Source organism: Pararhizobium sp., assembly GCF_035497515.1.
GTDB lineage: Bacteria > Pseudomonadota > Alphaproteobacteria > Rhizobiales > Rhizobiaceae > Pararhizobium.
In genome coordinates this window covers 27,303-48,182 of record NZ_DATJDJ010000226.1, presented here as the reverse complement: position 1 = coordinate 48,182, position 20,880 = coordinate 27,303, and the positions used below count along the sequence as shown (strand labels likewise).

The following is a 20,880-nucleotide window of genomic DNA, read 5'->3' as shown; positions in this document are numbered from 1 at the left end:
GTTGCGTGAACGCGATGGTAACAGCTGTTACTTTTGCCGAAACAAAACAGACCTCAAAAAATCATGTTGTGAGCTTTCTAACCCTCGGCATCTCATCATGATGCCTGCGCATTCGATCGAGGTGGCGGAACATGGTTCTCCGATCATCGTCAATCCGAAAATTCTCCCTCGCTCCCACGCCTGTGACGAGCACAGCCGAGGTTACCCGGCCGAGCGCACGCATTACCTATATCCGGGCGGGGGGGGATGGGATAACAATGGAAACGTATCACCGCACTTCGTTGCGCAAGTCGGGCAGGCCGATGCACGATGTAATGCGCCGTTGAGAAGAACCGCTAAAGCCCGACAAAGTCGCCAAACCGACGACTTCCGTTGTCGATCACGGTGTGTCGAAGCTCGACACGTCGACCCCGCATCGTCGGGCCGTGTGGTGAGAGGCTGCCCGCGTAGACGTTTTTCCCCTGACAGGAGATCACGCTCGTCGACAGTGATTTCGTTTGAGGAAGCGCAAAGGGGATCCGAAAAATCTCTCGCTGCTGGATAGGCAGCGGTTTCCAGAGGCTGTCTGCTATATGTGCCGGCGCCATTGTCGTGCCCGATACCGTCAGGATAACAACCGCGCAGCCTTGCCGCTACGCCGTGTCGCGTTGTTGTAGTAGCTGGAAGCCTGCTGCACGGACCGATGCCGGGATTGTTCCATGGCCTCGGGGAGAGGAACACCCCGGTTTGCGGCTTCCGTCAGATAGCCGGATCGCAAACCATGCGCGGAAAATTCGCTGGGATCCAGCCCCGCCATCCGGGCGCGCAGCTTGACGATGTCGTTGATCGCCTTCGGATCGAGTGCCCGGCGGGAAACGTTGCCCCAGCGATCGATTCCACGAAAGACGCTTCCACTGTCGATTTTTGCCGCAGCAAGCCAGGCATTGAGCGCATCGACGGGGCGGCCCGTCAGGTAGACGATTTCATCCTCATCCATGCTGCTGGTCTTGGTGCGGCCAAGATGGATTGACAACGAGGGCAGGGAGGGTCCTTCCTCGACAGGAACCGGCTGTTCGACAGTTAACTGCTCCTTCCGCAGTCCGGCTATTTCGCTGCGCCGGCGGCCGCCGGATGCGAAACCCAGCATCAGGATCGCCCGGTCGCGCAGATCGCGAAGCGCTGGGCTTGCGCAGGTGGCTAGCATTTTTGCCAGCACATCGCCGGTAACCGCCCCGGCGCTCTTGCGACGTCGCTTGCGTGGTGTGGCACGAACGGCCAGGCGAATCGCGGATTTGACGGCAGGGGAGGTAAACAGGCCGTCGAGCCCCCGCCATTTCGTCAGCGTCGACCAACTGGCCAGCCGTCGCTGGACTGTGGCTGGCGCATGCGGTTTCGCGACATGATACCCGGCCAGCCGCAGGTCCAGTTCGACCTGCGGCGGCATGCCGTGATCGGGATCGGTTTGCCGCCGGTTCGGGTCCCACAGATGGTGGGCGACAAACTTCAGAAGAAAGGCCTCCGGCGCCGGCCAGGGAAGGGGCGAACCCGTCGCTGCGGTCGCCCATGCTTCGAGATAGGCAAGGTCGGAGGCGAGTGCCCGCAGGCTGTTGTCGCCCATGCCCTCGTTGACCAGATGGCGTAGCGTTTCGACATCCTGATCAGTCAGCAGTTCGGCGAGCTTGTCTCGGCGGTCGATGGGCAGTACGGCGGCGATCGTGTCGAGTTCGCCGGCGCGCCGCTCGATGCTGGACGACACAGCTTTGCTTGGGGCAGGGCGGTTCACTTGGGCTCCATCGAGAGTAAAATTCGCTTCGGAACCGGCTTCTATGGCCGTCCGTTTGTCCAATTTCGCTGATTTGCTGTTGGAAATCAATAACTTCCGATAAGCGATCCTTATCGGTGGTTAGTGCATCAACCCACGAGCATACCCACTGGCGAACTCTAAAAGAACTATAGAGTTCGTTTAACAAATCGTTTACCATAAAATCAATGGCTTACGATATCGCGAAAATCAGCATGAGTGCCTTGATGCGGCCGGCTTTCGACGCCGGCATCGCTCTCGCGCGTTTGGACGAGCGCATTGCACGTTCGCCGGTCGGGCAGGGCTGGATTGAGCGCGCCCACTTCACCGATGCCTGCGCCTCCTTGTGGATCGACGGCGAACTCGTCCATCTCGAAGACCTCGTCCTCCACGACGCCACGCGGGATATTCGCACACCCACCCACGAACTGACAATCGCCCGCGACGTGTTGCGCACCCGCCGGCGCATCGCAGCCCAACCTCCCGGCTGGGCGCTGTCCGCCGACGGCATCAGCTCGCTGCGGAAAACCTCGAAGATCGGGTCGGGCGGCGGTGACGAGGCGACGACGGCCGGAGTTGTTCGGCCGGCGGTGGCGATCGACGCGGAAGGGGAGGGGGAAGATGTCGACGACATCGAAAATCTTCCCGGCGTCGACTATGCGGCCATTGATGCCGTGCTGGCCCGATCGGAGGCGGCGATCGAGAACGCAAAGCGCCCTGGCGCCGTCGCAGGCAGGCTTACTGCGGAAAAGGATCCCCTGGTCTATGACCTCGACTGGGACGAAGACGCGCGGCTCGACGAATGGCGCGGCGTGGTGCGCCAGGCGGAAAACTTGCCAGCGTTGCTGCAGGCCATCATCGCCCTCGATGCCTGGAACGAGCTTTCCGTGCTTCAGCATGGGCCCTGGCTTGGCCGGTTGTTGGCCGCGTCGATCTTGCGTCAGAGCGGCGTTACCACCGGTGCGCATCTCGCCGCTATCAACCTTGGCCTGAAAACCATTCCCGTCGATCGACGCCGGCATCGCGACCGGGAAACTCGGCTATTGGCCATCGCCCAAGGGTTTTTGGCGGCCGCCGAGATCGGCATGAAAGAGCATGACCGGCTGACACTGGCGAAAGCGATGATGGACCGAAAACTGGAAGGACGGCGGACGTCGTCAAAATTGCCGGAGCTGGTTGAGCTGGTGATGGCAAAACCGTTGGTGTCAGCCGGGATGGTGGCAAAAACCCTCGGGGTGACGCCGCAGGCGGCGCGGCGGATCGTTTTGGAGCTCGGCCTCAGAGAGATGACGGGGAGGGGGAGGTTTCGGGCGTGGGGATTACTATAACTCGCATATTTTAGAAAAGCCTCATCGCCGCCGCCGGCGAGCAAGGCGGGCTTTCGCGACAATCGAAGAAAGGCTCACTGTAAGCTCAATGCTTTCGGTTTCATCTATGCATTGCTTGATAAGACGTCCCAAAGTCGCGTCATGGGCCTGTCGCAAATTTTCGAGCTTAACCGTATGTTGACCATAGGCATAGAATTTGCCGCTTCGAAAGTTGCGGAGGCGAGCCATGATTTTGAATACCATTGCCGAGAAGCTGAAGCGCCCGTCGAAGGATGATTTCAAAGGCAGGCATTTCGAGGCATGGCTGATTGTACAGGCGGTTGCCTGGTACTTGCGCTACCCGCTCAGCTATCGTGACTTGGAAGAGATGTTTCGCGAGCGGGGCTTTGAGGTCGATCATAGCACGGTCAACCGCTGGGTATTGGCTTATGCGCCGATAATCGAGAAACGGCTGCGGCAGTTTCGGTGACCCCACTGCGGCTCGGTTCGGATCGATGAGACCTACGTCAAAATTCGCGGCAAATGGCGCTATCTTTACCGAGCCATCGACAAGCATGGCAATCCAGTGGATTTCCTGCTGACAGCTAAGCGCGATCTCGACGCCGCCAAGCGGTTCTTCCGCAAGATGCTCAAAGATGAACCCTTGTTGTCGCCGAACAGGATCGGGACGGACGGGGCCAACACCTTCCCTTCAACGATCAAAACGTCGGTTGAAGACGGGCTTCTACATTCCGATTCCGTCCACTATGTCACCAAGTACCTCCAGCAAGGCATAGATTTCCGGGTAAAGAAGAACATGCCAAAGATCGGTGGCTTCCAATCCTTCAACACGGCGCGGCGAACCATCGCAGGTTTCGAGGCGATGCTGTGGTTGAGGAAAGGCTTTGGCTTACCCGGCGGCTGGACTGTCAACGACCAGAACGATTTGCTTGCGCGCCTCTTCGGACTGCAAAAGCTTAACAAAGCATGAAAATGAAGATGCTCAGGGCATAATCGCGCGCTCCGATAATGTTTGCGACAGGCCCGTTCCGTCTTCACGCCTTATGTCCGCCATACGGGCAAGTTTTCCCTCCTGCCTGGAAGCAGACGTCGCGGATGACCCATGCTTTACATCATGGACTTCCGGTCGGCTTGAATGACCACTTATCAAGCGCCACGTGAACGATTTCGGCAAGCCTTGACCTCCAACTGAGACCTTCACCACACCTTCGGCAGAAACACCGTTGCATCTGCGATTTCTGTATGCAAGTATTCCAGCACACACATTATGGGAGGTGTACCGTTGACTCTTTCTGCGAAGTTAAACACCGATTTTGGGCACAGCCGAACTCTGGTCTAAAGCGGTGGGGATCCGAGCCAATCCGGCGTTGTTCAAGACATGTATTTTATGATCGGCAGGTTTTCTCACGCCGGAAAAGCAAAATTCCGGCGTTGGACGACTATCGGAAGATTAACAGTTCCTACCCGCGCGGACTGCATTTTCTCGCGCCCAATATGTGTTGAATGTAGAGAGAACAATATTTCCAAAATCCAAGGAGGAGTTACCATGAATATTAAGTCAGTGCTTCTATCATGCGGCATCTTACTCGCAACCAGCTCAGCATTTGCGCAAGACAAAGAGATTACCGTTCAGATATGGGGCTCGACGTGGGAAAACGGCCTGAAAGCCATTTCGCAGCAGTTCGAGGCTGAAAAGGGTATCAAGGTCAATGCGGTCACCCAGTCGTCTTCGGGCGAGGGGCTGGTCAAGCTCCAGGTCGAGCGCGACAAGCCCTCCGTGGATGTCTGGTTTGCAACCAACACCATTGCAAGCGAGGCGGCGCAGGATCGGAAGCTGTTCGTCAAGATCCCGCAGGATAAGCTCAGCAACCGCGACCAGTTGATCAAGGGCGCGATTTCCGAGGATTGGGTTGGCATCTATTACTACCCGATGGGCATCGTCTATGACGCGGACGCTATAGATGTCCCGCCGACGTCCTGGGAAGACCTCTGGAAGCCTGAGTACAAGGGCAAGATCATTGCTCCGGCCATGTCGATCTACTCTGGCTCGCTTTTGACGGTTGCAAACACCATCAATGGCGGCACCTCGGAGAACTTCGATCCCGGATTTGAGGCTCTCAAGCGCCTCAATGAGAATGTCTCGCTATACTACACCTCGGACTCCCAGGCTCGCCAGTCCGTCGTTCAGGGGGAGGGGAGCATCCTCATCGGTCAGAGCTCGCATATGAATGCGGTTGCAGGCGAAGGCCTCAACATGAAGATGATCGCTCCGCGCCCGGCCCCGATGTATTTCGATGTCATGATGATGACGAACGGATCCCATCAGGAAGAGGCAGCTATGTTTATCGACTTCATCATCTCGAAGAATGCACAGGAAGAGATGCTGGCTAGGGTGAACATGGCTCCGGTCAACCGGAACGCAAAGCTGCCGCCAGAACTCGCAGCGACCCTGCCAGCTGAGGGCGACGGAATCGTGATGGATGGCGCTGTCGTTTTGAAAAACATCAGCGACTGGTCTGTCCGCTTCGATGAAATCGCGACCCGCTAACCCCCACATACCGCCGCCCTGCGGAATAGAGATAGATCAGGTGGTGAAAGCCACCTGATCTTCTTTCCGATAAAGCTTCAAATCAAAGCAGTGGGCACCAGCCCGTCTGTGTCGCCTGGCTGGCCGACCCCTTGGGAGCCCACGACCTTGCCCACCCCGATCGCCGTCCTCACACTTCCCGAGCTCATTGCCCAACCGCTGGCTCAGATCGCAAAAGCGGTCGCAACGGGTAAGGTCAGATCGGTCGCCCTTACACAGCATTATCTGGAGCGGATCGCGCGGTTGAACCCGTCGCTTCAGGCCTACATCACAGTCACTGCTGAAACAGCGCTTGCGCAAGCAGACGCAGCCGACCGGGCATGGGATGAGGGCCGGCCCCTTGGGGTCCTGCACGGCGTACCCGTTGCGCTCAAGGATTTATGCGAATCTGATTTCGCGCCAACCTCCAACGGCATGGCGATTTATCGCAATCGCAATACCGGTCGCAATGGAGCCGTCGTCGGCAATCTTCTGGGGGCTGGCGCGGTTATTCTTGGCAAATTGGCCATGGCCGAGGGCGCTTGTTCCACCCACCATCCGAAAATGTCAGTTCCTGTAAACCCCTGGGGCCAATCGTTTCGCGTTGGTTCATCCTCATCGGGCTCGGGTGTTGCGGTCGCTGCCGGCCTCGCAGCCGCAGCCGTGGGCAGCGACACTGGCGGGTCAATCCGCTTCCCTTCAGCCTATTGCGGAATAACAGGGCTTAAGCCCAGCCGCGGTCTTGTCAGTACCGATGGCATTTGCGCCATGGCCCCCAGTCTCGACCATGTAGGTCCAATGGCATCCAATGCTGAAGGCTGCGCTTTGCTGCTGAAAGCGATGACTGGCCACGACAATACGCAACCGGCCCAAGAAAAAATGCACCGCTTCGGCTACCTTCCGATCCTGCTCAATGATGGGCTCGACCCCGAGATTGCGGCAACTTATCGCCGCCTGCTTGATACAGCCGAGCGTATCGGCCTCGATCTTATTGCCTGCGACCTGCCTGATATCCCCTATCTGCACGAAACGTGGGACCGGATCTGCGCTAGGGAGACGGCGCTCGGCCACGCAGCCACCTATCCCGCAAAAAGTGAGGACTATGGTCAGGCGCTCGCTACATTGATCCAAAAGGGATTGAGCGTGTCGGCTGACGACTATGCTGACGCCCTGAAGCGGCAGGCAGAGATCACCATCCTGTGGGAAAAGCTGTTCGAAGAGATCGACTGGCTGGCCCTGCCGGTTCATGCAGCCATTCCGCCCCCGCTTGATAATGCGCTTGGCGCACCAAACAGGAGCGTTGGCAATCCATTGGAATACACTTCGGCTGCCAATCTTACCGGCCTGCCGGCTCTTGCCTTTTCTGCAAGTCGAGATTCCCGCGGTTGCCCCATCGGCATGCAGGTCATGGGCCCGATGCACGCTGACTTCGCGTTGCTGGAACTGGGCAGCAGCTTGCAGTCAAACGGCCTCCATCCGCTCTCGCTTCTGAACGGAGAAAGCGGGAGCGTGCTGGAGTAGTCCGCAGGTCCAGAAAATAGCACTTGTTATCAAGCGAGGGCGCGAAAGTTTTTTTGTTGCGCTGCTCTAATAAGTATGCTTGTATCCATGTATACAAATATGGAGGCTATCGTGGATCTGGCTAATGAGTTTCGCAGCGTTTTTGCGGATCGTCTTGATGCAATGCTCGCAGACATTGCCGAGCTCGTCGCCATTGAGGCGGGCTCCTATGATATCGAAGGCGTGACCCGTACATCGCGCTGGATTGGCGAACGGTTGCAGGCGCTTGGCTTTGAGCTGAACTATGAGCAGGTACCCGAGCGCGGAGATCGCCTGCTGGCAGTACGAAAGGGTGATGGCAAGGGCCGCTTGATGATCCTCGGCCATGCCGATACCGTTTGGCCGCGCGGTACTCTCGAGAACTGGCCCTTCGAGATCAAGGCCGAGCTTGCGACCGGCCCCGGCGTTGGTGACATGCGAGGCGGGCTTGTGTTGGCCCTCAATGCCATTGAGGTTGCTTCCAAGGCGCGCCTTGCCGAGTTTGAAGAGATCAAGTTCCTTGTCGTCAGCGATGAAGAGCTCGGGAGCCCGCTCTCGCGCGACTGGATCGAAGCGCACGCAAAGACCTCCGATTGGGTACTGACCCTTGAGCCTGGTCGTCCCGGCGGTGGTTATTTTACCTCTCGCGGTGCCGTTGGTGCCTTCTTTATTGAGGCGACCGGGCAGACCGCGCATGCGGCAGCCAACTATCTCAAGGGCGCTTCCGCGGTTCGTCCTCTTGCCATCCTCGTGCCTCAGATCGAGGCACTTACGAATCTCGAAAATGGTACCATCGTCAACGTCGGCGTGTTTCAGGGTGGCGATGCCCGGCAGGTCATTCCGGGCCACGCTAAGCTCCACGTTGATATGCGCGCTCGAACGCCGGAGGAGGCTGAGAAGCTGCAAAAGGAAGTGGAGCGTCTGATTGCCGGGGTTTCGACCGACCGGGTTCGGGTGGTTCTGTCTGGCGGCTGGACGCGGCCTGCCTGGGCCCGGACGCCCGAGACCAAGGCGCTTTACGAGATCGTTGCCAAGGCTTCCGAGAATATCGGCGCGCCCTGCTTTGAGCTCACCAATATCTCGGGCGGCTCCGACGCAAGCTTCTGCGGCGCGGCCGGTGTACCCACGATCGACGGCCTTGGTCCGATCTGCAATGACATCTGCTCGCGCGATGAAACGATTGTCGTTGACAGTCTCGTGGCGCGGGGCGCGGTGTTTTCGACGCTGATCGCTGATCTCTCCAAGAACGGCAAGCTCCGGGACAAGGGATAACGTGCAAACTCGTTGTCCGGGGACTGGCAGTGAGCTTTTGATCGCGGCATAAAACAAAGGCATGTCAGTGAATATATGGAAGCGAGATATCATGGATGCCGATGGAATTGACGATCTGGTTGGAGGCCGGCTGGCTGCGGTAAGCTCTGCCGATGCTGTCTATGAACTGTTGCGGTCGCTTATTCTGGATGGGAAGATCGAGGCGGGGCAGCGTCTGCGCGAAGTTGAGGTCGCCCAGCGGCTCGGAGTCAGCCGCACGCCCCTGCGCGAAGCCTTTACGCGGCTTATCTCCAACAGGCTCCTTGTGCGGACGTCTTCTGGTGTCGTTGTCGCGGATGTGAAGTCCGCCCTGAAGGGTATCCGCGCAATCAGGATTGCGCTTGAGGGTTACGCGACGAGGCTCGCGGTGCCCCACCTCAACGAGGAAGACTTCAAGGTTCTTGAGGCGTCGATAAAGTTGGCGCTAACGCTGCCGGAGGAGGCGCGTACCGAGCGCGTGCGCAACAACAATGTATTTCACGGGAGGATCTACAACGCATGCGGCGTTCCCGAACTCCAGTCCGCGATAGACAACTACGCCGGCTTTTTCATGAGTGAGGCGAATCTCGCCGCCCTCAGTCGGGCGCAGTCGCAGGAAGTGATCCAGGATCATGTCAAGCTTCTCGAGGCAATCAAAGCGCGGGATGCGGAGGAAGCCGAGCAATTGATGAGAGCTCACCTGATCCGCGGTTTTAACCAACCAATGGGATAAAAAATGAAGTACAGTGCGTATCCCGCGACAGAATGTGCCATCGGTAGCACATTCTGTCGGACCCGGATTCAAGCGGTCCGGTGAGCCAAGCTACGACATCGTAGCTCGTCAACAGTCCCTAAATTCAAATTCAGGCGAATATTCGGGCGGCCGGTCGCGCGAACACACCCTCAATTCTTCTCTGACGGAATGGCGACCATGAAACATCTGCAGAGCAGTACTTTGCAACTCAGGAACTTGACCAAGCGGTACGGCTCGTACGATGCTGTACGCGACCTCGATCTGGACGTGCCGAGCGGATCGCTCTTGACCCTTCTTGGGCCATCCGGTTGCGGCAAGACTACCGTTCTCCGAATGATCGCGGGCTTTCTCAACGTGACATCCGGTGAGATCCTCGTCGATGGCAAGGACATCGGCAGGGTCGAGCCGAACTTTCGCGACATCGGCATGGTTTTCCAGAACTATGCCCTGTTCCCGCATATGACCGTTGAGTCGAACATTGCGTTTGGCCTCAAGATGCGTGGCGTATCAAAGAACGAGCAGGCGACCCGCGTGCGCGAAGCGCTCGCGATGGTCCAGCTCACGCACCTTGCCGACCGCTATCCCAGCCAATTGTCCGGCGGCCAGCAGCAGCGCGTCGCCCTTGCGCGTGCCGTGGTCATCAAGCCCAAGCTCTTGCTTCTCGATGAGCCGCTTGGCGCGCTCGACCGGCACCTTCGCGAAGGGCTGCAGTTTGAGCTGCGCGAGCTCCAGCAGAAGCTGGGCATTACATCCATCCTTGTGACGCACGATCAGGAAGAAGCTCTCTACCTCTCTGACTATATCGCCGTTATGAACCAGGGCCGCATTGAGCAGCTTGATTCTCCGATCGAGCTCTATGATCGGCCCAAGAGCGAATTCGTCGCTCGATTCCTCGGCGTGCCCAATATCTTTCATGCAACGATTGTCGCCACTGAAGGCACAGAGGCAACACTGTCGCTGGGTGGACAGCACATTGTTGTCAAGTCTGCCGAAGGCCAATCCAGGGGCGCGGATTGCAAGGTTTCGATTCGTCCTTCTCACATCAAGGTTGTCGGCGCTGATGATCAGCGGGAAGGGATCGCGGGAACCGTCAAGAACCTGCACGAACTTGGCGAGCGGGTCGTCTATCGTATTGAGGTCGACGGCCTCCTGATTGAGGCCAATGCTCCGCGCAATAACAACCGTGACAGATACGCCGTCGGGCAGCCGGTCAAGCTGATCCTCGATCCGGCCCAGACAATTGTGTTGAGGGCGTGATGGAGGCCACCAACGATCGCACCAAGTATCTGATTGCGCCCGCGCTGATCATCGGGCTCTTTATCGTTGCCGCATACAGCTACTTCGGTCTCTCGAGCTTTTTTGTAAAGGGCCCTCCGGGATCGCAGTTCGTCGGGGAGTTCACGCTCGAAAATTATCGGCGTGTATTGTTCACCGGGGCAAACCAGTCGGTGCTCATAGGCACGCTTGGGGCTTCCTTTGTGATCTCGGTGGTTACAGTTGCCATTTCCATTCCGATGGCGATGGCCATCGTGCGTTCCAAGCGACCGTGGATCGGCACCTTGATTATGCTCGCCATCGCCGTCACCTTTCTGTCAGGTGGCGTGACGCGAGCATATTCCTGGCTTATCATTCTGGGAAACAAGGGCCTGATCAACCTCAGCCTGGTTGAGCTAGGCATCATCGATAGGCCGATCCGGTTCCTCTACAGCTGGTCCGGCGTTGGCATCGCAATCACCCATTACCTGCTGCCCTTCGCCGTCTTTACCCTCATCGGCGTGGTCCAGAACCTCAACGTTTCGGTCGAGGAAGCAGCTCGCAGCCTTGGCGCCAGCCGCACGACGACATTCTGGCGCATTACGATGCCGATCCTGTTGCCGGGGCTCATGGTCACGCTAGTACTCGTCTATTCAATTGCGCTTGCCTCATTCCTCTTCCCGCTGGTCCTGGGCGGAGGAAAAGTACGGATGATCGCCAATCAGATCTTTGACCGCATGTTCACCGAATATGACGTCCCGTATGCCGCTGCTACCGCCGTCGTATTCCTGATCAGCGCGTTCGTTTCGATCTGGCTGATCAACTTCGTTGCCAAGAAAATCAAGAAGGCGGTTTCGTGATGTTGAGGCGTGATCTCGAAGCGAAGTACGGCATCGTCGCCAGTACCCTGGCAACGATCGCGGTCATCTTCCTGTTGTTGCCGGTGGTGTTTGTCGTGCTCCATTCGTTCAGCCCAACGCGCTATTTCCAGTGGCCGCCCACCGGGTTCTCCCTCGAATGGCACAAGAACTTTTACACTTCCCCCATGTTCATGGATGCTGCGAAGAACTCGTTCACGATGGCCCTGATTGTAACACCGCTCAGCCTATTGATCGGTATTCCAGCCAGCTACGCGCTGGTGCGGGCCGAATTCAAGGGCAAGGGGCTGATCCAGCAGGTCATCCTCTCGCCGCTGATTATTCCCGGCGTCGTGACGGGTATATCCCTGCTCTCGCTGCTTTCAGCGGGTGGGGTCCGTATTGGTCTGTTTGCGCTCTGTCTCGGCATGCTGGTCTTCGCACTGCCTTTTGCCATCCGTGCGCTTGCAGCCAATCTGCTTGGTCTTGATCCGCGGATCGAAGAGGCGGCACGCAACCTTGGCGCGGGACCGTTCCGCACCTTCTTTGTCATTGTACTTCCGCAGTTGAAGTCGGGCATCCTCGCCGCGTCGGTGTTCATCTTCGTCGAGTCACTCGACAACTTTTCGATCGCTGTGTTCCTCACCAACGACAGCACGAAGGTGCTGCCAGTCGCGGCGTATCAGTACATCAAGGATTTCGACGATCCGACGGTTGCAGCCATGGCTACGGCACTGGTTGTGCTCTCGGTGATTGCGGTCGCGCTCCTTGAAAAACTCATGGGTTTCCAGAAGAGCCTGAGGCTCTAGGCCCAGGACTTCCCAGGCAAGTTCTTTAAATAAAATGGCCCTAGGCGGCCGGAAAAATGGTGAAATAACATGGCTGATATAGCTCGCATTGAACGACTGAAACGCACCTCGATGGTCTCCGTCCATAACGGCATCGCCTATGTGGCGGGCATGTGCGGCAATCAGGGCGAGTCCATCCAGGACCAGACCCGCGTTATCCTGCAAAAGGTTGACCGCTGGCTGAAGGAAGCAGGAACCGACAAGTCGAAGATTCTGCGCGCCACGGTCTGGATTTCCGACCAGAAGCATTTCGAAGCCATGAACGAAGTCTGGGAAGAGTGGGTCGATCCGGAAAATCAGCCGTCACGCGCCGCCGGTGTCGTGCAGCCCGCAGCCCAGGGTTACGATGTCGAGATCATCGTAACCGCAGCAATCTGAGGGACTGCCTTCAATGCAGACCAACAACAGCGGCAAGCTTTCCGTTGCAGTGATTGGCGCCGGCGTGGTGGGCCTTTCCACGGCGCTATGGCTGCAAAAGAAGGGGTTCGATGTGGTCGTCATCGACCCTACACCACCCTTGCCGGGCGTGTCGTTCCGCAATGCTGCCTCCTTTGGCAATGCGGCAACGGTTGCGCCGTCGGGAATTTTTCCCACTGCTGCTCCGGGTATTCTCTGGAAGGTTCCGGGAATGGTGTTGCGTCGCGATGGGCCGCTGACGCTCTATTGGCATGATCTTCTCGATCTCGCCCCGTGGATCGCGGCCTTCCTTACGGCTTCACTACGCCGCCGGCAGAACGGGACCATCTCGGCGCTCGGCTCGCTGATGCGCGTGCTGGAAGAGGGCCATGCGCCGTTGATGGAAGAAGTCGGTGGCATTCAGCTTGGCCGCGGCAAGGGGTCCGTTCACCTTTATCGCACTGAGGAGGAAGCCCAGAGCGCCAAGAAGTCCAATGAGCGTCGACGCGTTGAGGGTATCGAAGCACAGTACCTGTCGCGTGAAGAAATAGCTGCCATGGAGCCAAATCTCGCACCGGGCTATATTGGCGGTACGATTTTCCCCGGCTGCTTTGTCATCGACAGTCCCGAGGCATATTGCCGGGGCCTTGCCGAGGCAATCCAGAAGCGCGGCGGCCGTTTCGTTACGGCCAGGGCCGAGCGGATCGAAAGCGGGTCCGATGGCGTGCGCGTCCATGCGGGCGGCCAGTTCATCTCGGCTGACCGCCTCGTCATTTCGGCCGGCGCCTGGTCGCGCAGCCTGTCAAGGCAGGTTGGCGATCGCCTCAACATGAATACCGAGCGCGGTTACCACGTCGCTTTCGCGCATGATGAGCCGCTGCTGACGCACCCGGTCATGTATCCCTCGGACGGGTTCTTCCTCACTCCGCTGTCGCATCAGATTCGCGCGGCGGGCACGGTGGACCTGGGCGGGCTCGACAAGCCTGCGCGCCAGTCGCGTCTTGATGTGCTTGAAAAGAAGGCCAGGCAGATGGTGCCCGCACTGGGCGCGCGTCAGGATACCTGGATGGGCTTCCGTCCCTCGACGCCGGACAGCCTTCCCTTCATCGGCCCGTCGCCCAAGGACCCACGCATCATCTATGCCTGCGGTCACGGCCATCTGGGCCTGACGCTCGGCGGCATCACGGGCAAATGCGTGTCCGAACTCATGACGGGCGAGAAACCGATTGTTGATCTCTCACCGTTTTCTCCCGCCAGAGCCATGTTGAGGCTGAACTGATGACTTTCTCCATAGCACTTCGCTGCCCGCAAACAGGACAATTCGGAATTGCCGGCGCAGCCTCCTCTATGGCCATGGGCGCACGTTGTCTGTTCGTCAATCACGACGCCGGAGCAGTCATTACTCAGCACCGTACCGACCCACGTCTGGGCCCGTTGGCGCTGCGCTACCTGCGCAGCGGGCTTTCCGCGCAGGAAACACTCGACAAGATTGCAACCACGCCCGGTATTGAATGGCGCGAGCTTGCCATCGTCGATCGAAATGGGGCGACAGCCTTGCGGCAGGGCTCCAATCAGGAGCCGATCTATGCGAACGCATCTGCTATGGGCACCGTTGCCGTCGGCAACATCCTGAGGAATGACCGGATTCCGGTGGCAATGGTTGCGGCAGTACTCGAAACAAGTGGCAGGCCGCTCGCCGAGAGGTTGCTGGCAGCGCTTGATGCTGCGCTCGAAGCGGGCGGAGAGATCTTCCCCTTGTGCTCTGCCGCGCTCAAAATCGCCGAATACCCGGATTTCTGTTCGGTTGATCTTCGCGTTGATCGCTGTGCGGAGCCATTGGGCGAGTTGCGGCGCCTCTGGGAAGACTATGAGCCGCAATTGGCCACATTCGTAGAGCGCGTTCTGAATCCGGATGTTGGCGGACGCGCAACCAACTCACTGGAAATTCTGTCATCCGAGGAGGAGAGGCAATGAGGATCGCAGCAGTTCAAACGCTGATGGGGTTGTCGCCGGACATCACTGTGCCCGCCGCGCAAGCGGCGATGGAAACGGCAATGCAGATGGCGGAGCGGCCAGATTTTCTCGTTCTCCCGGAATACTTCAGCTATTACGGTCTCGACCAGAAGCGCTCGGTCGCGCTTGCCCAGCCTCTGCGCGAAACGCCCGCCTTTCAGATGGCGCGGGCCTTTGCCAAGCGCCACAATGTCGGGCTGCAGGGAGGCACGATCCTTGCCAAGGTTCCCGGCGAAGAGCGCGTCGAAAACGTCTCGGTGGTCTTTGACCGTCAGGGCCAGGAGATCGCCGAATACCGTAAGATTCATCTGTTTGACATGGGCGACCTGGGCAGCGGCGCCTTTCGTGAATCCGACTATATCAAGCCTGGCGAGGAGATTGTCACCTGGGAGTTCGATGGCGTAACCTTCGGCACGGCTATCTGCTTTGACGTCCGGTTCCCCGAACTCTTCCGTGCGCTGCGACTTAAAGGCGCCGCGGTCATCACGCTGCCGGCTGCCTACACCATGGTCACCGGTGAGGCGCACTGGGAGCTTTTGGCGCGTGCGCGCGCCGCTGAAACTCAGTGCCATTTCATTGCCTGCGGCCTTGGCGGCAGCGTGGTTGTCGATGGTCAGGAAAAGGGCTGCTACGGCCATTCCATCATCGTCGACGCCTGGGGAAGGGTCTTGGCGCGCGCCGGGCAAGGCGCCGAGATCATTTCAGCCGGAATGGATATGGAGAACCTCCACTCAATTCGCAAAACCATGCCGGTCATGAAGCAGCGTCGCCTCACGGGCGATCCTGCCACTGCTTTTTAGAGTAATTCCAGAAAGGTGTATCCAGTATCTGGCGCGAATCGCGATAACAAACGCCATTTCAGCTCAACTCTTCCCCGAAGAAACTGAAATGATCTGAGATTCTACTAGAAATAACTTGGTTTTAACTGTCGCGCTTATTGAGCAGGGCGGCGGGAGAGCGGGTCTTTGCGCGCTTTTTTCCAGGCGACTGACATCACGGTTAGGGGGTGAACCCCTAAGAAAGGTTTGAGAGATAATGGAAAAGGTTAATACGGTAGTCGTTGGTGCGGGCCAGGCTGGCCTATCGATGAGCGAGCACCTGAGCAAAGCCGATATCAGCCACGTCGTTCTCGAGAAGGGGAGGGTTGCCGAAAACTGGCGTTCGCAGCGCTGGGACTCGCTGCGCGCCAACGGTCCGGCATGGCACGACAGGCTCCCGACCATGCCGATTGCCGATATTGAGCAAGATGTCTTCACGCCCAAGGAGAAGCTCGTCGACTATCTCGCCGCCGTTGCCGAGAAGATCGCCGCACCGGTTCGCACTGGGGTCACTGTGCTGTCTGTCAAGAAGCTGCCCAGGAAGCAGGGCTTTCTGGTCTCCACCACGGCGGGCGATTACGAGGCCATCAACGTGATTGCAGCGACCGGCCCGTTCCAGGTTCCGGTTACCCCCGAGATTGTTCCCAAAACGGCCGGCGTTGTGCAGATGCATTCGGTTGCCTACAAGAACCCGAGCCAACTGCCCGAAGGCGCAGTACTCGTCGTTGGCGCGGGCGCGTCGGGTGGCCAGATTGCTGAAGAACTGGTTGATGCCGGCCGCAAGGTCTATCTGTCGCTCGGCCGCCACATCCGCCCGCCGCGCTACTACCGCGACCGCGAAGGCGCCTACTGGACCGGCGTTCTGGGTCGCTGGGATACGGTCAATCGCGACAAGAATGTCCAAAACATTGCTCTGGCCATCAGCGGCGTGCACACCAAGATGCCGATCGACTACCGGTTGCTGGCTTCAAAGGGGGCGACTCTGGTTGGCCGTACGGCAGGTTACGGCGATGGAAAGCTCACGTTCGCGGATGACCTCCCCGGCAACATCCGGGAAGGCAACCAGAGCTACCTCAATACGCTCGACCTGATCGACAAGTATATCGAATATAATGGGCTCGACCTGCCCGAGTATCCGGACGCGCGCAACCTGCTTCCGGCAACCGAATACGAAAAGAACCCGATCCGCGAGGTCGATCTGGCCGATGCCGGCATCACGTCAATCATCTGGGCCTCGGGCTTCAGACGCGACTATAGCTGGCTTGAGTTGGACATTTTTGATGAGGACGGCAACCCGATTCACGAATCTGGTGTGTCAAAGGAGCCTGGCATCTATTTCCTGGGCTTGCCATTCCAGACGCGCCGGCGGTCCAGCTTCCTGTTCGGCGTCTGGTATGACGCAAAGTACATCTCCGACTACATTGCCATGATCCAGGCGTATCACGATAAATATAGCACCTGATACGCTGCTTATTTCCTGACGTTCTCTTGCTGTTGCTGGCCTCAAGAGAACGTCGTATCTCTCAGTCCCTGAATCACCCAGATGGTGTCGAACGACATTTCGCGAGCGGCCCGAAACGATGCCGATGCTGAGTCCTCCGCACGAGGCTAACATCGGAGAATTAGCTCGTGTACCGAAGCAATGGTGTCGAAACCGGGAGGAATTCGTTAGCCCGGAACGAGTCTGGGGGCGACCTGATTTCTGCCCAAGCGGCATCCGGTAACTGTATCGAGATGTTAAAAACTCGAAACGCCCCACACATCATGAATGGCAGTGCTGTCACCATTCAAGTTCGAGACGCAGCAGAAATCTAACCCGAGTTAATTGCCGAATTCGGGGTTGTTCCGCCGCCTTGCAGGTGAGGAACAGGCAGGAAGCCGCATCTTCCTGCTCGCCACTCTCCGAAAATGTCTTCCTCAGGCCAGCGCCTCGCGGAGCCTTGAAAGAGTTGCCTGCTGAATTTTGCGCGCCGCCAGCGCTTCTTCCATCGTCACCCTGACGAAGCGGGTTGGCGTGTGCGGCTGGAGTTGACCGATGAGATCCATGTCGGCGGAGATGACGGTGCCGACCATGAAATAGCCACCACCTGACACGGCATCCCGGTGCAGGATGATCGGCTCCGTGCCGCCCGGCACTTGGATCGAGCCGTAAGGATAGCAGCTGTCGACGATGTTCGACGGGTCGGAGCCGGCGCCGAAGGGCTGTTCGCGCTCGACGAAATCGAGTTTGCGGCCGCCCTTGAAACGATAGCCCATGCGGTCCGCCTCGTTCGCCACCTTCCATTCGTCGGCGAAGAAGCTTTCCTTTGATTCCTCGGTGACGCGGTGCCAATAGAGGCCGGGCAACACGCGTAGCTCCGCCGGCATGCCAGACTTGCGGCGCAACTCTTCGGCAACCGTCTTGCCCTCGTTGGCAAGGCTTCCCTCGCCGACCGGCAATTCGTCACCCGCAGCGATCGGCCGGCCCTTGAAGCCGCCAAGCGCACCGATCGGATAGGTCGAGCGGCTGCCGAGTGCTTCCGGCACGTCGATGCCGCCGGAGACGGCGATGCAGATGCGGGCGCCGGACTTCAGGAAGTCGAAGGTCAGCGTCTGGCCGGCCTTCACCTTGATGGCGGTCCAGCCCGGTTGCACCACGCCATCGATCTTGGCCGGCATCTCTGCGCCGGTAATGGCGACGAGTGCGTCCTCGGTGAATTCGAGCTTCGGGCCGATGAAGACGGCTTCGAGGCCAGCCGCACCCTCGTCATTGCCGACGAGCAGGTTTGCCGCGCGCATCGCATAGCGATCCATCGCGCCGCCGACGGGAATGCCGAGGTGGAAATAGCCGGGGCGGCCGAGATCCTGGACGGTGGTCGCGAGACCGTGGTGGAGAACCTTAATGGCCATTGAGCATGCCCTCCAGCTTGGCATTGGTGCCGTCGATATCCTTCTGGAATTCCCGGAGGTCGAAGCTGACCTCGCGGATCGGGGGCGCGAAGCGGCCCTTGTCGACATCCTCGACCGCCTGATCATAGGCATCGCGGTCGATCGGCTTGAACTTCACGATGTCGCCGGGGCGGAAGAACACCATGAAATCGCGGAGATAACTGGTCGTCTGGGTTGGGTCAAAGATCGGCATCGGCGTGATGCCAAACATCTGATAACCGCCGGCACCACGCACCGAATAGATGCAGCCGAAGCAGCCGCCGTGGCCGACCGTGAGTTTTGGCGTGTCCGTGCGGGGACGCAGGTACTTCGGCACCTGGATCTGCCGCTGACGCTCGACCATCTGGTACATGAAGGGAAGGCCGGCGACGAAGCCGACCATGGAGACGAACCACGGCGAGCCGGAATGGGCCGTGACGAAATCATCGACCGAGCCGAAGTCGTTGATGCGGGCGGCGTAGTCGAGATCGGTGCCCGTCGGGTCCTGATGGCGCTCGCGAAAGCGCATCAGCGTCTCGTGCGTCCAGGGGTCGTTGTAGAAGACCGGGATTTCGACGATGCGGGTCTTGATGACAGGTTCCGCCTTGGCGGCCGCACCCTCGATCGACTTCACTTCCTTCAGGATATCATCGGGATGGATGATGTCCGGGTTGAACTTGATCTGGAAAGAAGCATTGGCCGGGCAGATTTCCGTGATGCCTTTGATGCCGCTTTCGCGCACCCCCTTGGCCATGGAGAGGCTCTTGAAGAAAGCTTCGAGCGACATCTCCTCGCTGCATTCGACGAAGAGGTGCTCGTCACCCCCGAATGTGTATCTGATGCCCATCAGGCAACCTCCGCAGTCGCGCCGGCTTTCGCGGCGAATTCGGTTTCAAGCCATGTTTCGAGGAAGCGGGTGTCGAAGGCACCGCGTTTGACGCTGTCATCCGAGGCAAGCTCCAGATGCAGCGGCACCGTCGTCTTGATGCCCTCGATCGTCAGGCCTTCGAGCGCGCCCTTGAGCCGTTCGAGGCAGGCATCGCGGGTCTCAGCCCAGACGATCAACTTGCCGACGAGCGAGTCGTAGAACGGCGGGATCGTATAGCCTTCGTAGAGCATCGTATCGAAGCGAATGCCCTCGCCCTCCGGCACGACGAGTTTGGTGATGGTGCCCGGCGCCGGCAGAAAACCCTTGGCCGGGTCTTCCGCATTGATGCGGCATTCGATGGCATGACCTTCGGCCTGCACATCCTCCTGGCGGATCGACAGCGGCGCACCGCCGGCGATGCGGATCATTTCCTCGACGAGGTCGATGCCGGTGATCATCTCGGTCACCGGATGTTCGACCTGGATGCGGGTGTTCACCTCGATGAAGTAGAATTCCTTCGTCACCTCGTCATAGAGGTATTCGACAGTGCCGGCGCCGCTGTAGCCGACCTCGCGGGCAAGCGCCACGGCGCTATCGCAAAGCCGGGTGCGCACATCGGCGGGCAGCCGGAAGGATGGCGCCTCCTCCCAGACCTTCTGGCGGCGGCGCTGAAGGGAACATTCCCGCTCGAAACAATGGATGAAGTTCTTGCCGTCGCCGAGGATCTGCACCTCGACATGGCGCGCCTTGGTGATGACCTTTTCCAGATAGAGGCCACCATCGCCGAAGGAGGCGAGCGCTTCGCCAGAGGCCTGCGGGAAATGGCGTTCCAGTTCGGCAAGATCGGCGGCGATGCGGATACCGCGACCGCCGCCGCCTGCTGCCGCCTTGATCATGATCGGAAAGCCGGTTTTGGCCGCCACGGCCCTTGCTTCCTCGATCGTTGAAAGGCGTCCGGCACTGCCTGGCACGGTCGGAACACCCGCCTTGGCAGCAACGTCTCGGGCCGCGACCTTGTCGCCGAGCAGGCGGATCGCGTCGCCTTTCGGGCCGATAAAGATCAGGCCCGCGGCCTCCACCGCATCGGCGAAATCGGCGTTTTCCGACAGGAAGCCGTAGCCCGGATGAACCGCATCGACGCCGGCCGCCTTGGCGGCGTTCACCACCGCCTCGATGTTGAGATAGGATTTCTTCGGTGCCGGCGAGCCGATATCGACGGCTTCGTCGGCAAGCTTGACCGCCAGCATGTCGGCATCGGCAGCGCTATGGACCTGCACGGTGCGAATGCCGAGCGCCTTCGCCGCCTTGATGATGCGCACCGCGATCTCGCCGCGGTTGGCAACGAGGAGCGAGCGGATCGTCATGCCTCCACCTCGGCGATGACCTGGCCGGCCATGACCGGCTCTTCATTGTCGACGAGGAAGGTGATGTTCTTGCCCTCGATGCCGGCCGGCACTTCCTGGAACGTCTTCATGACCTCGATGAGCCCGATCGCATCGCCGCTGGCTACGCTGTCACCATCCACCTTGAATGGCGGCACATCCGGCGACGACGACCGATAGAAGGTGCCCGGCAGGGGGGATCTGATCTCAATCTTGCTCATGTCTCTCTCCGCTTGAATGGTCGAGCCTCCGCTTTGTTCCAAGCGGCGGAAAGCTCCTG

Annotated in this window: 18 protein-coding genes and 1 pseudogene; 14 read left to right on the top strand and 5 right to left on the bottom strand. The window is 59.0% G+C overall.

Going from position 1 to position 20,880, the window contains the following annotated elements:
- Window positions 1–604 precede the first annotated feature (604 nt).
- A complete protein-coding gene (locus VL202_RS23820; RefSeq protein WP_325466534.1) occupies window positions 605–1,762 on the bottom strand; it encodes a site-specific integrase in 1,158 nt (385 codons plus the stop codon).
- A gap of 197 nt (window positions 1,763–1,959) precedes the next feature.
- On the opposite strand from VL202_RS23820, the gene VL202_RS23815 reads away from it, so the two are divergent.
- From VL202_RS23815 to VL202_RS23750, 14 genes and pseudogenes are all read left to right on the top strand, one after another.
- Window positions 1,960–3,108, top strand: coding sequence for an RHE_PE00001 family protein (locus tag VL202_RS23815; protein WP_325466560.1), 1,149 nt, complete (start codon window positions 1,960–1,962; stop codon window positions 3,106–3,108).
- Window positions 3,109–3,334: 226 nt separating this feature from the next.
- A pseudogene (locus VL202_RS23810) lies at window positions 3,335–4,078 on the top strand (IS6 family transposase).
- Window positions 4,079–4,486: 408 nt separating this feature from the next.
- Entirely contained in the window at window positions 4,487–5,656 is a 1,170-nt protein-coding gene (locus VL202_RS23805) for an ABC transporter substrate-binding protein (protein ID WP_325466533.1), read from the top strand.
- A gap of 147 nt (window positions 5,657–5,803) precedes the next feature.
- Complete coding sequence (locus VL202_RS23800) at window positions 5,804–7,195, top strand: amidase (protein ID WP_325466532.1); 1,392 nt, start codon at window positions 5,804–5,806, stop codon at window positions 7,193–7,195.
- Between the two features lie 111 nt (window positions 7,196–7,306).
- A complete protein-coding gene (locus tag VL202_RS23795) occupies window positions 7,307–8,485 on the top strand; it encodes a M20/M25/M40 family metallo-hydrolase (RefSeq protein WP_325466531.1) in 1,179 nt (392 codons plus the stop codon).
- 91 nt (window positions 8,486–8,576) lie between these two features.
- Complete coding sequence (locus tag VL202_RS23790) at window positions 8,577–9,236, top strand: GntR family transcriptional regulator (protein ID WP_325466530.1); 660 nt, start codon at window positions 8,577–8,579, stop codon at window positions 9,234–9,236.
- Between the two features lie 198 nt (window positions 9,237–9,434).
- The gene (locus VL202_RS23785) at window positions 9,435–10,514 is read left to right on the top strand and encodes an ABC transporter ATP-binding protein (protein WP_325466529.1); all 1,080 of its coding nucleotides are present in this window, start codon (window positions 9,435–9,437) and stop codon (window positions 10,512–10,514) included.
- Window positions 10,514–11,371 (top strand): ABC transporter permease, encoded by an 858-nt coding sequence (locus VL202_RS23780; RefSeq protein WP_325466528.1) that lies wholly within the window; start codon window positions 10,514–10,516, stop codon window positions 11,369–11,371. The genes VL202_RS23785 and VL202_RS23780 overlap by 1 nt, the downstream gene beginning before the upstream one ends.
- Window positions 11,371–12,177, top strand: a complete 807-nt coding sequence (locus VL202_RS23775) for an ABC transporter permease (RefSeq protein WP_325466527.1) — start codon at window positions 11,371–11,373, stop codon at window positions 12,175–12,177. The genes VL202_RS23780 and VL202_RS23775 overlap by 1 nt, the downstream gene beginning before the upstream one ends.
- Before the next feature lie 69 nt (window positions 12,178–12,246).
- The gene (locus VL202_RS23770) at window positions 12,247–12,594 is read left to right on the top strand and encodes a RidA family protein (RefSeq protein ID WP_325466526.1); all 348 of its coding nucleotides are present in this window, start codon (window positions 12,247–12,249) and stop codon (window positions 12,592–12,594) included.
- Between the two features lie 13 nt (window positions 12,595–12,607).
- Window positions 12,608–13,891 carry an FAD-binding oxidoreductase gene (locus tag VL202_RS23765; protein WP_325466525.1) on the top strand — a complete coding sequence of 428 codons (1,284 nt, stop codon included), beginning with the start codon at window positions 12,608–12,610 and terminating at the stop codon, window positions 13,889–13,891.
- Entirely contained in the window at window positions 13,891–14,586 is a 696-nt protein-coding gene (locus tag VL202_RS23760; protein WP_325466524.1) for a DUF1028 domain-containing protein, read from the top strand. Before VL202_RS23765 ends, VL202_RS23760 begins: the two co-directional genes overlap by 1 nt.
- Window positions 14,583–15,425, top strand: a complete 843-nt coding sequence (locus tag VL202_RS23755; RefSeq protein WP_325466523.1) for a carbon-nitrogen hydrolase family protein — start codon at window positions 14,583–14,585, stop codon at window positions 15,423–15,425. The genes VL202_RS23760 and VL202_RS23755 overlap by 4 nt, the downstream gene beginning before the upstream one ends.
- 235 nt (window positions 15,426–15,660) lie before the next feature.
- A complete protein-coding gene (locus VL202_RS23750) occupies window positions 15,661–16,905 on the top strand; it encodes an NAD(P)/FAD-dependent oxidoreductase (protein WP_325466522.1) in 1,245 nt (414 codons plus the stop codon).
- Window positions 16,906–17,360: 455 nt separating this feature from the next.
- Here VL202_RS23750 and VL202_RS23745 read toward each other — a convergent pair whose 3' ends face one another.
- From VL202_RS23745 to VL202_RS23730, 4 genes are read right to left on the bottom strand one after another with little or no spacing between them, the layout of a single operon-like run.
- Window positions 17,361–18,332 carry a biotin-dependent carboxyltransferase family protein gene (locus VL202_RS23745; RefSeq protein ID WP_325466521.1) on the bottom strand — a complete coding sequence of 324 codons (972 nt, stop codon included), beginning with the start codon at window positions 18,330–18,332 and terminating at the stop codon, window positions 17,361–17,363.
- Window positions 18,322–19,197: a 5-oxoprolinase subunit B family protein gene (locus VL202_RS23740; RefSeq protein WP_325466520.1), complete on the bottom strand. Its 876-nt coding sequence runs from the start codon at window positions 19,195–19,197 to the stop codon at window positions 18,322–18,324. Before VL202_RS23740 ends, VL202_RS23745 begins: the two co-directional genes overlap by 11 nt.
- Window positions 19,197–20,582, bottom strand: coding sequence for an acetyl-CoA carboxylase biotin carboxylase subunit (locus tag VL202_RS23735; RefSeq protein WP_325466519.1), 1,386 nt, complete (start codon window positions 20,580–20,582; stop codon window positions 19,197–19,199). Before VL202_RS23735 ends, VL202_RS23740 begins: the two co-directional genes overlap by 1 nt.
- Complete coding sequence (locus VL202_RS23730; protein WP_325466518.1) at window positions 20,579–20,821, bottom strand: acetyl-CoA carboxylase; 243 nt, start codon at window positions 20,819–20,821, stop codon at window positions 20,579–20,581. Before VL202_RS23730 ends, VL202_RS23735 begins: the two co-directional genes overlap by 4 nt.
- Window positions 20,822–20,880: the final 59 nt, after the last annotated feature.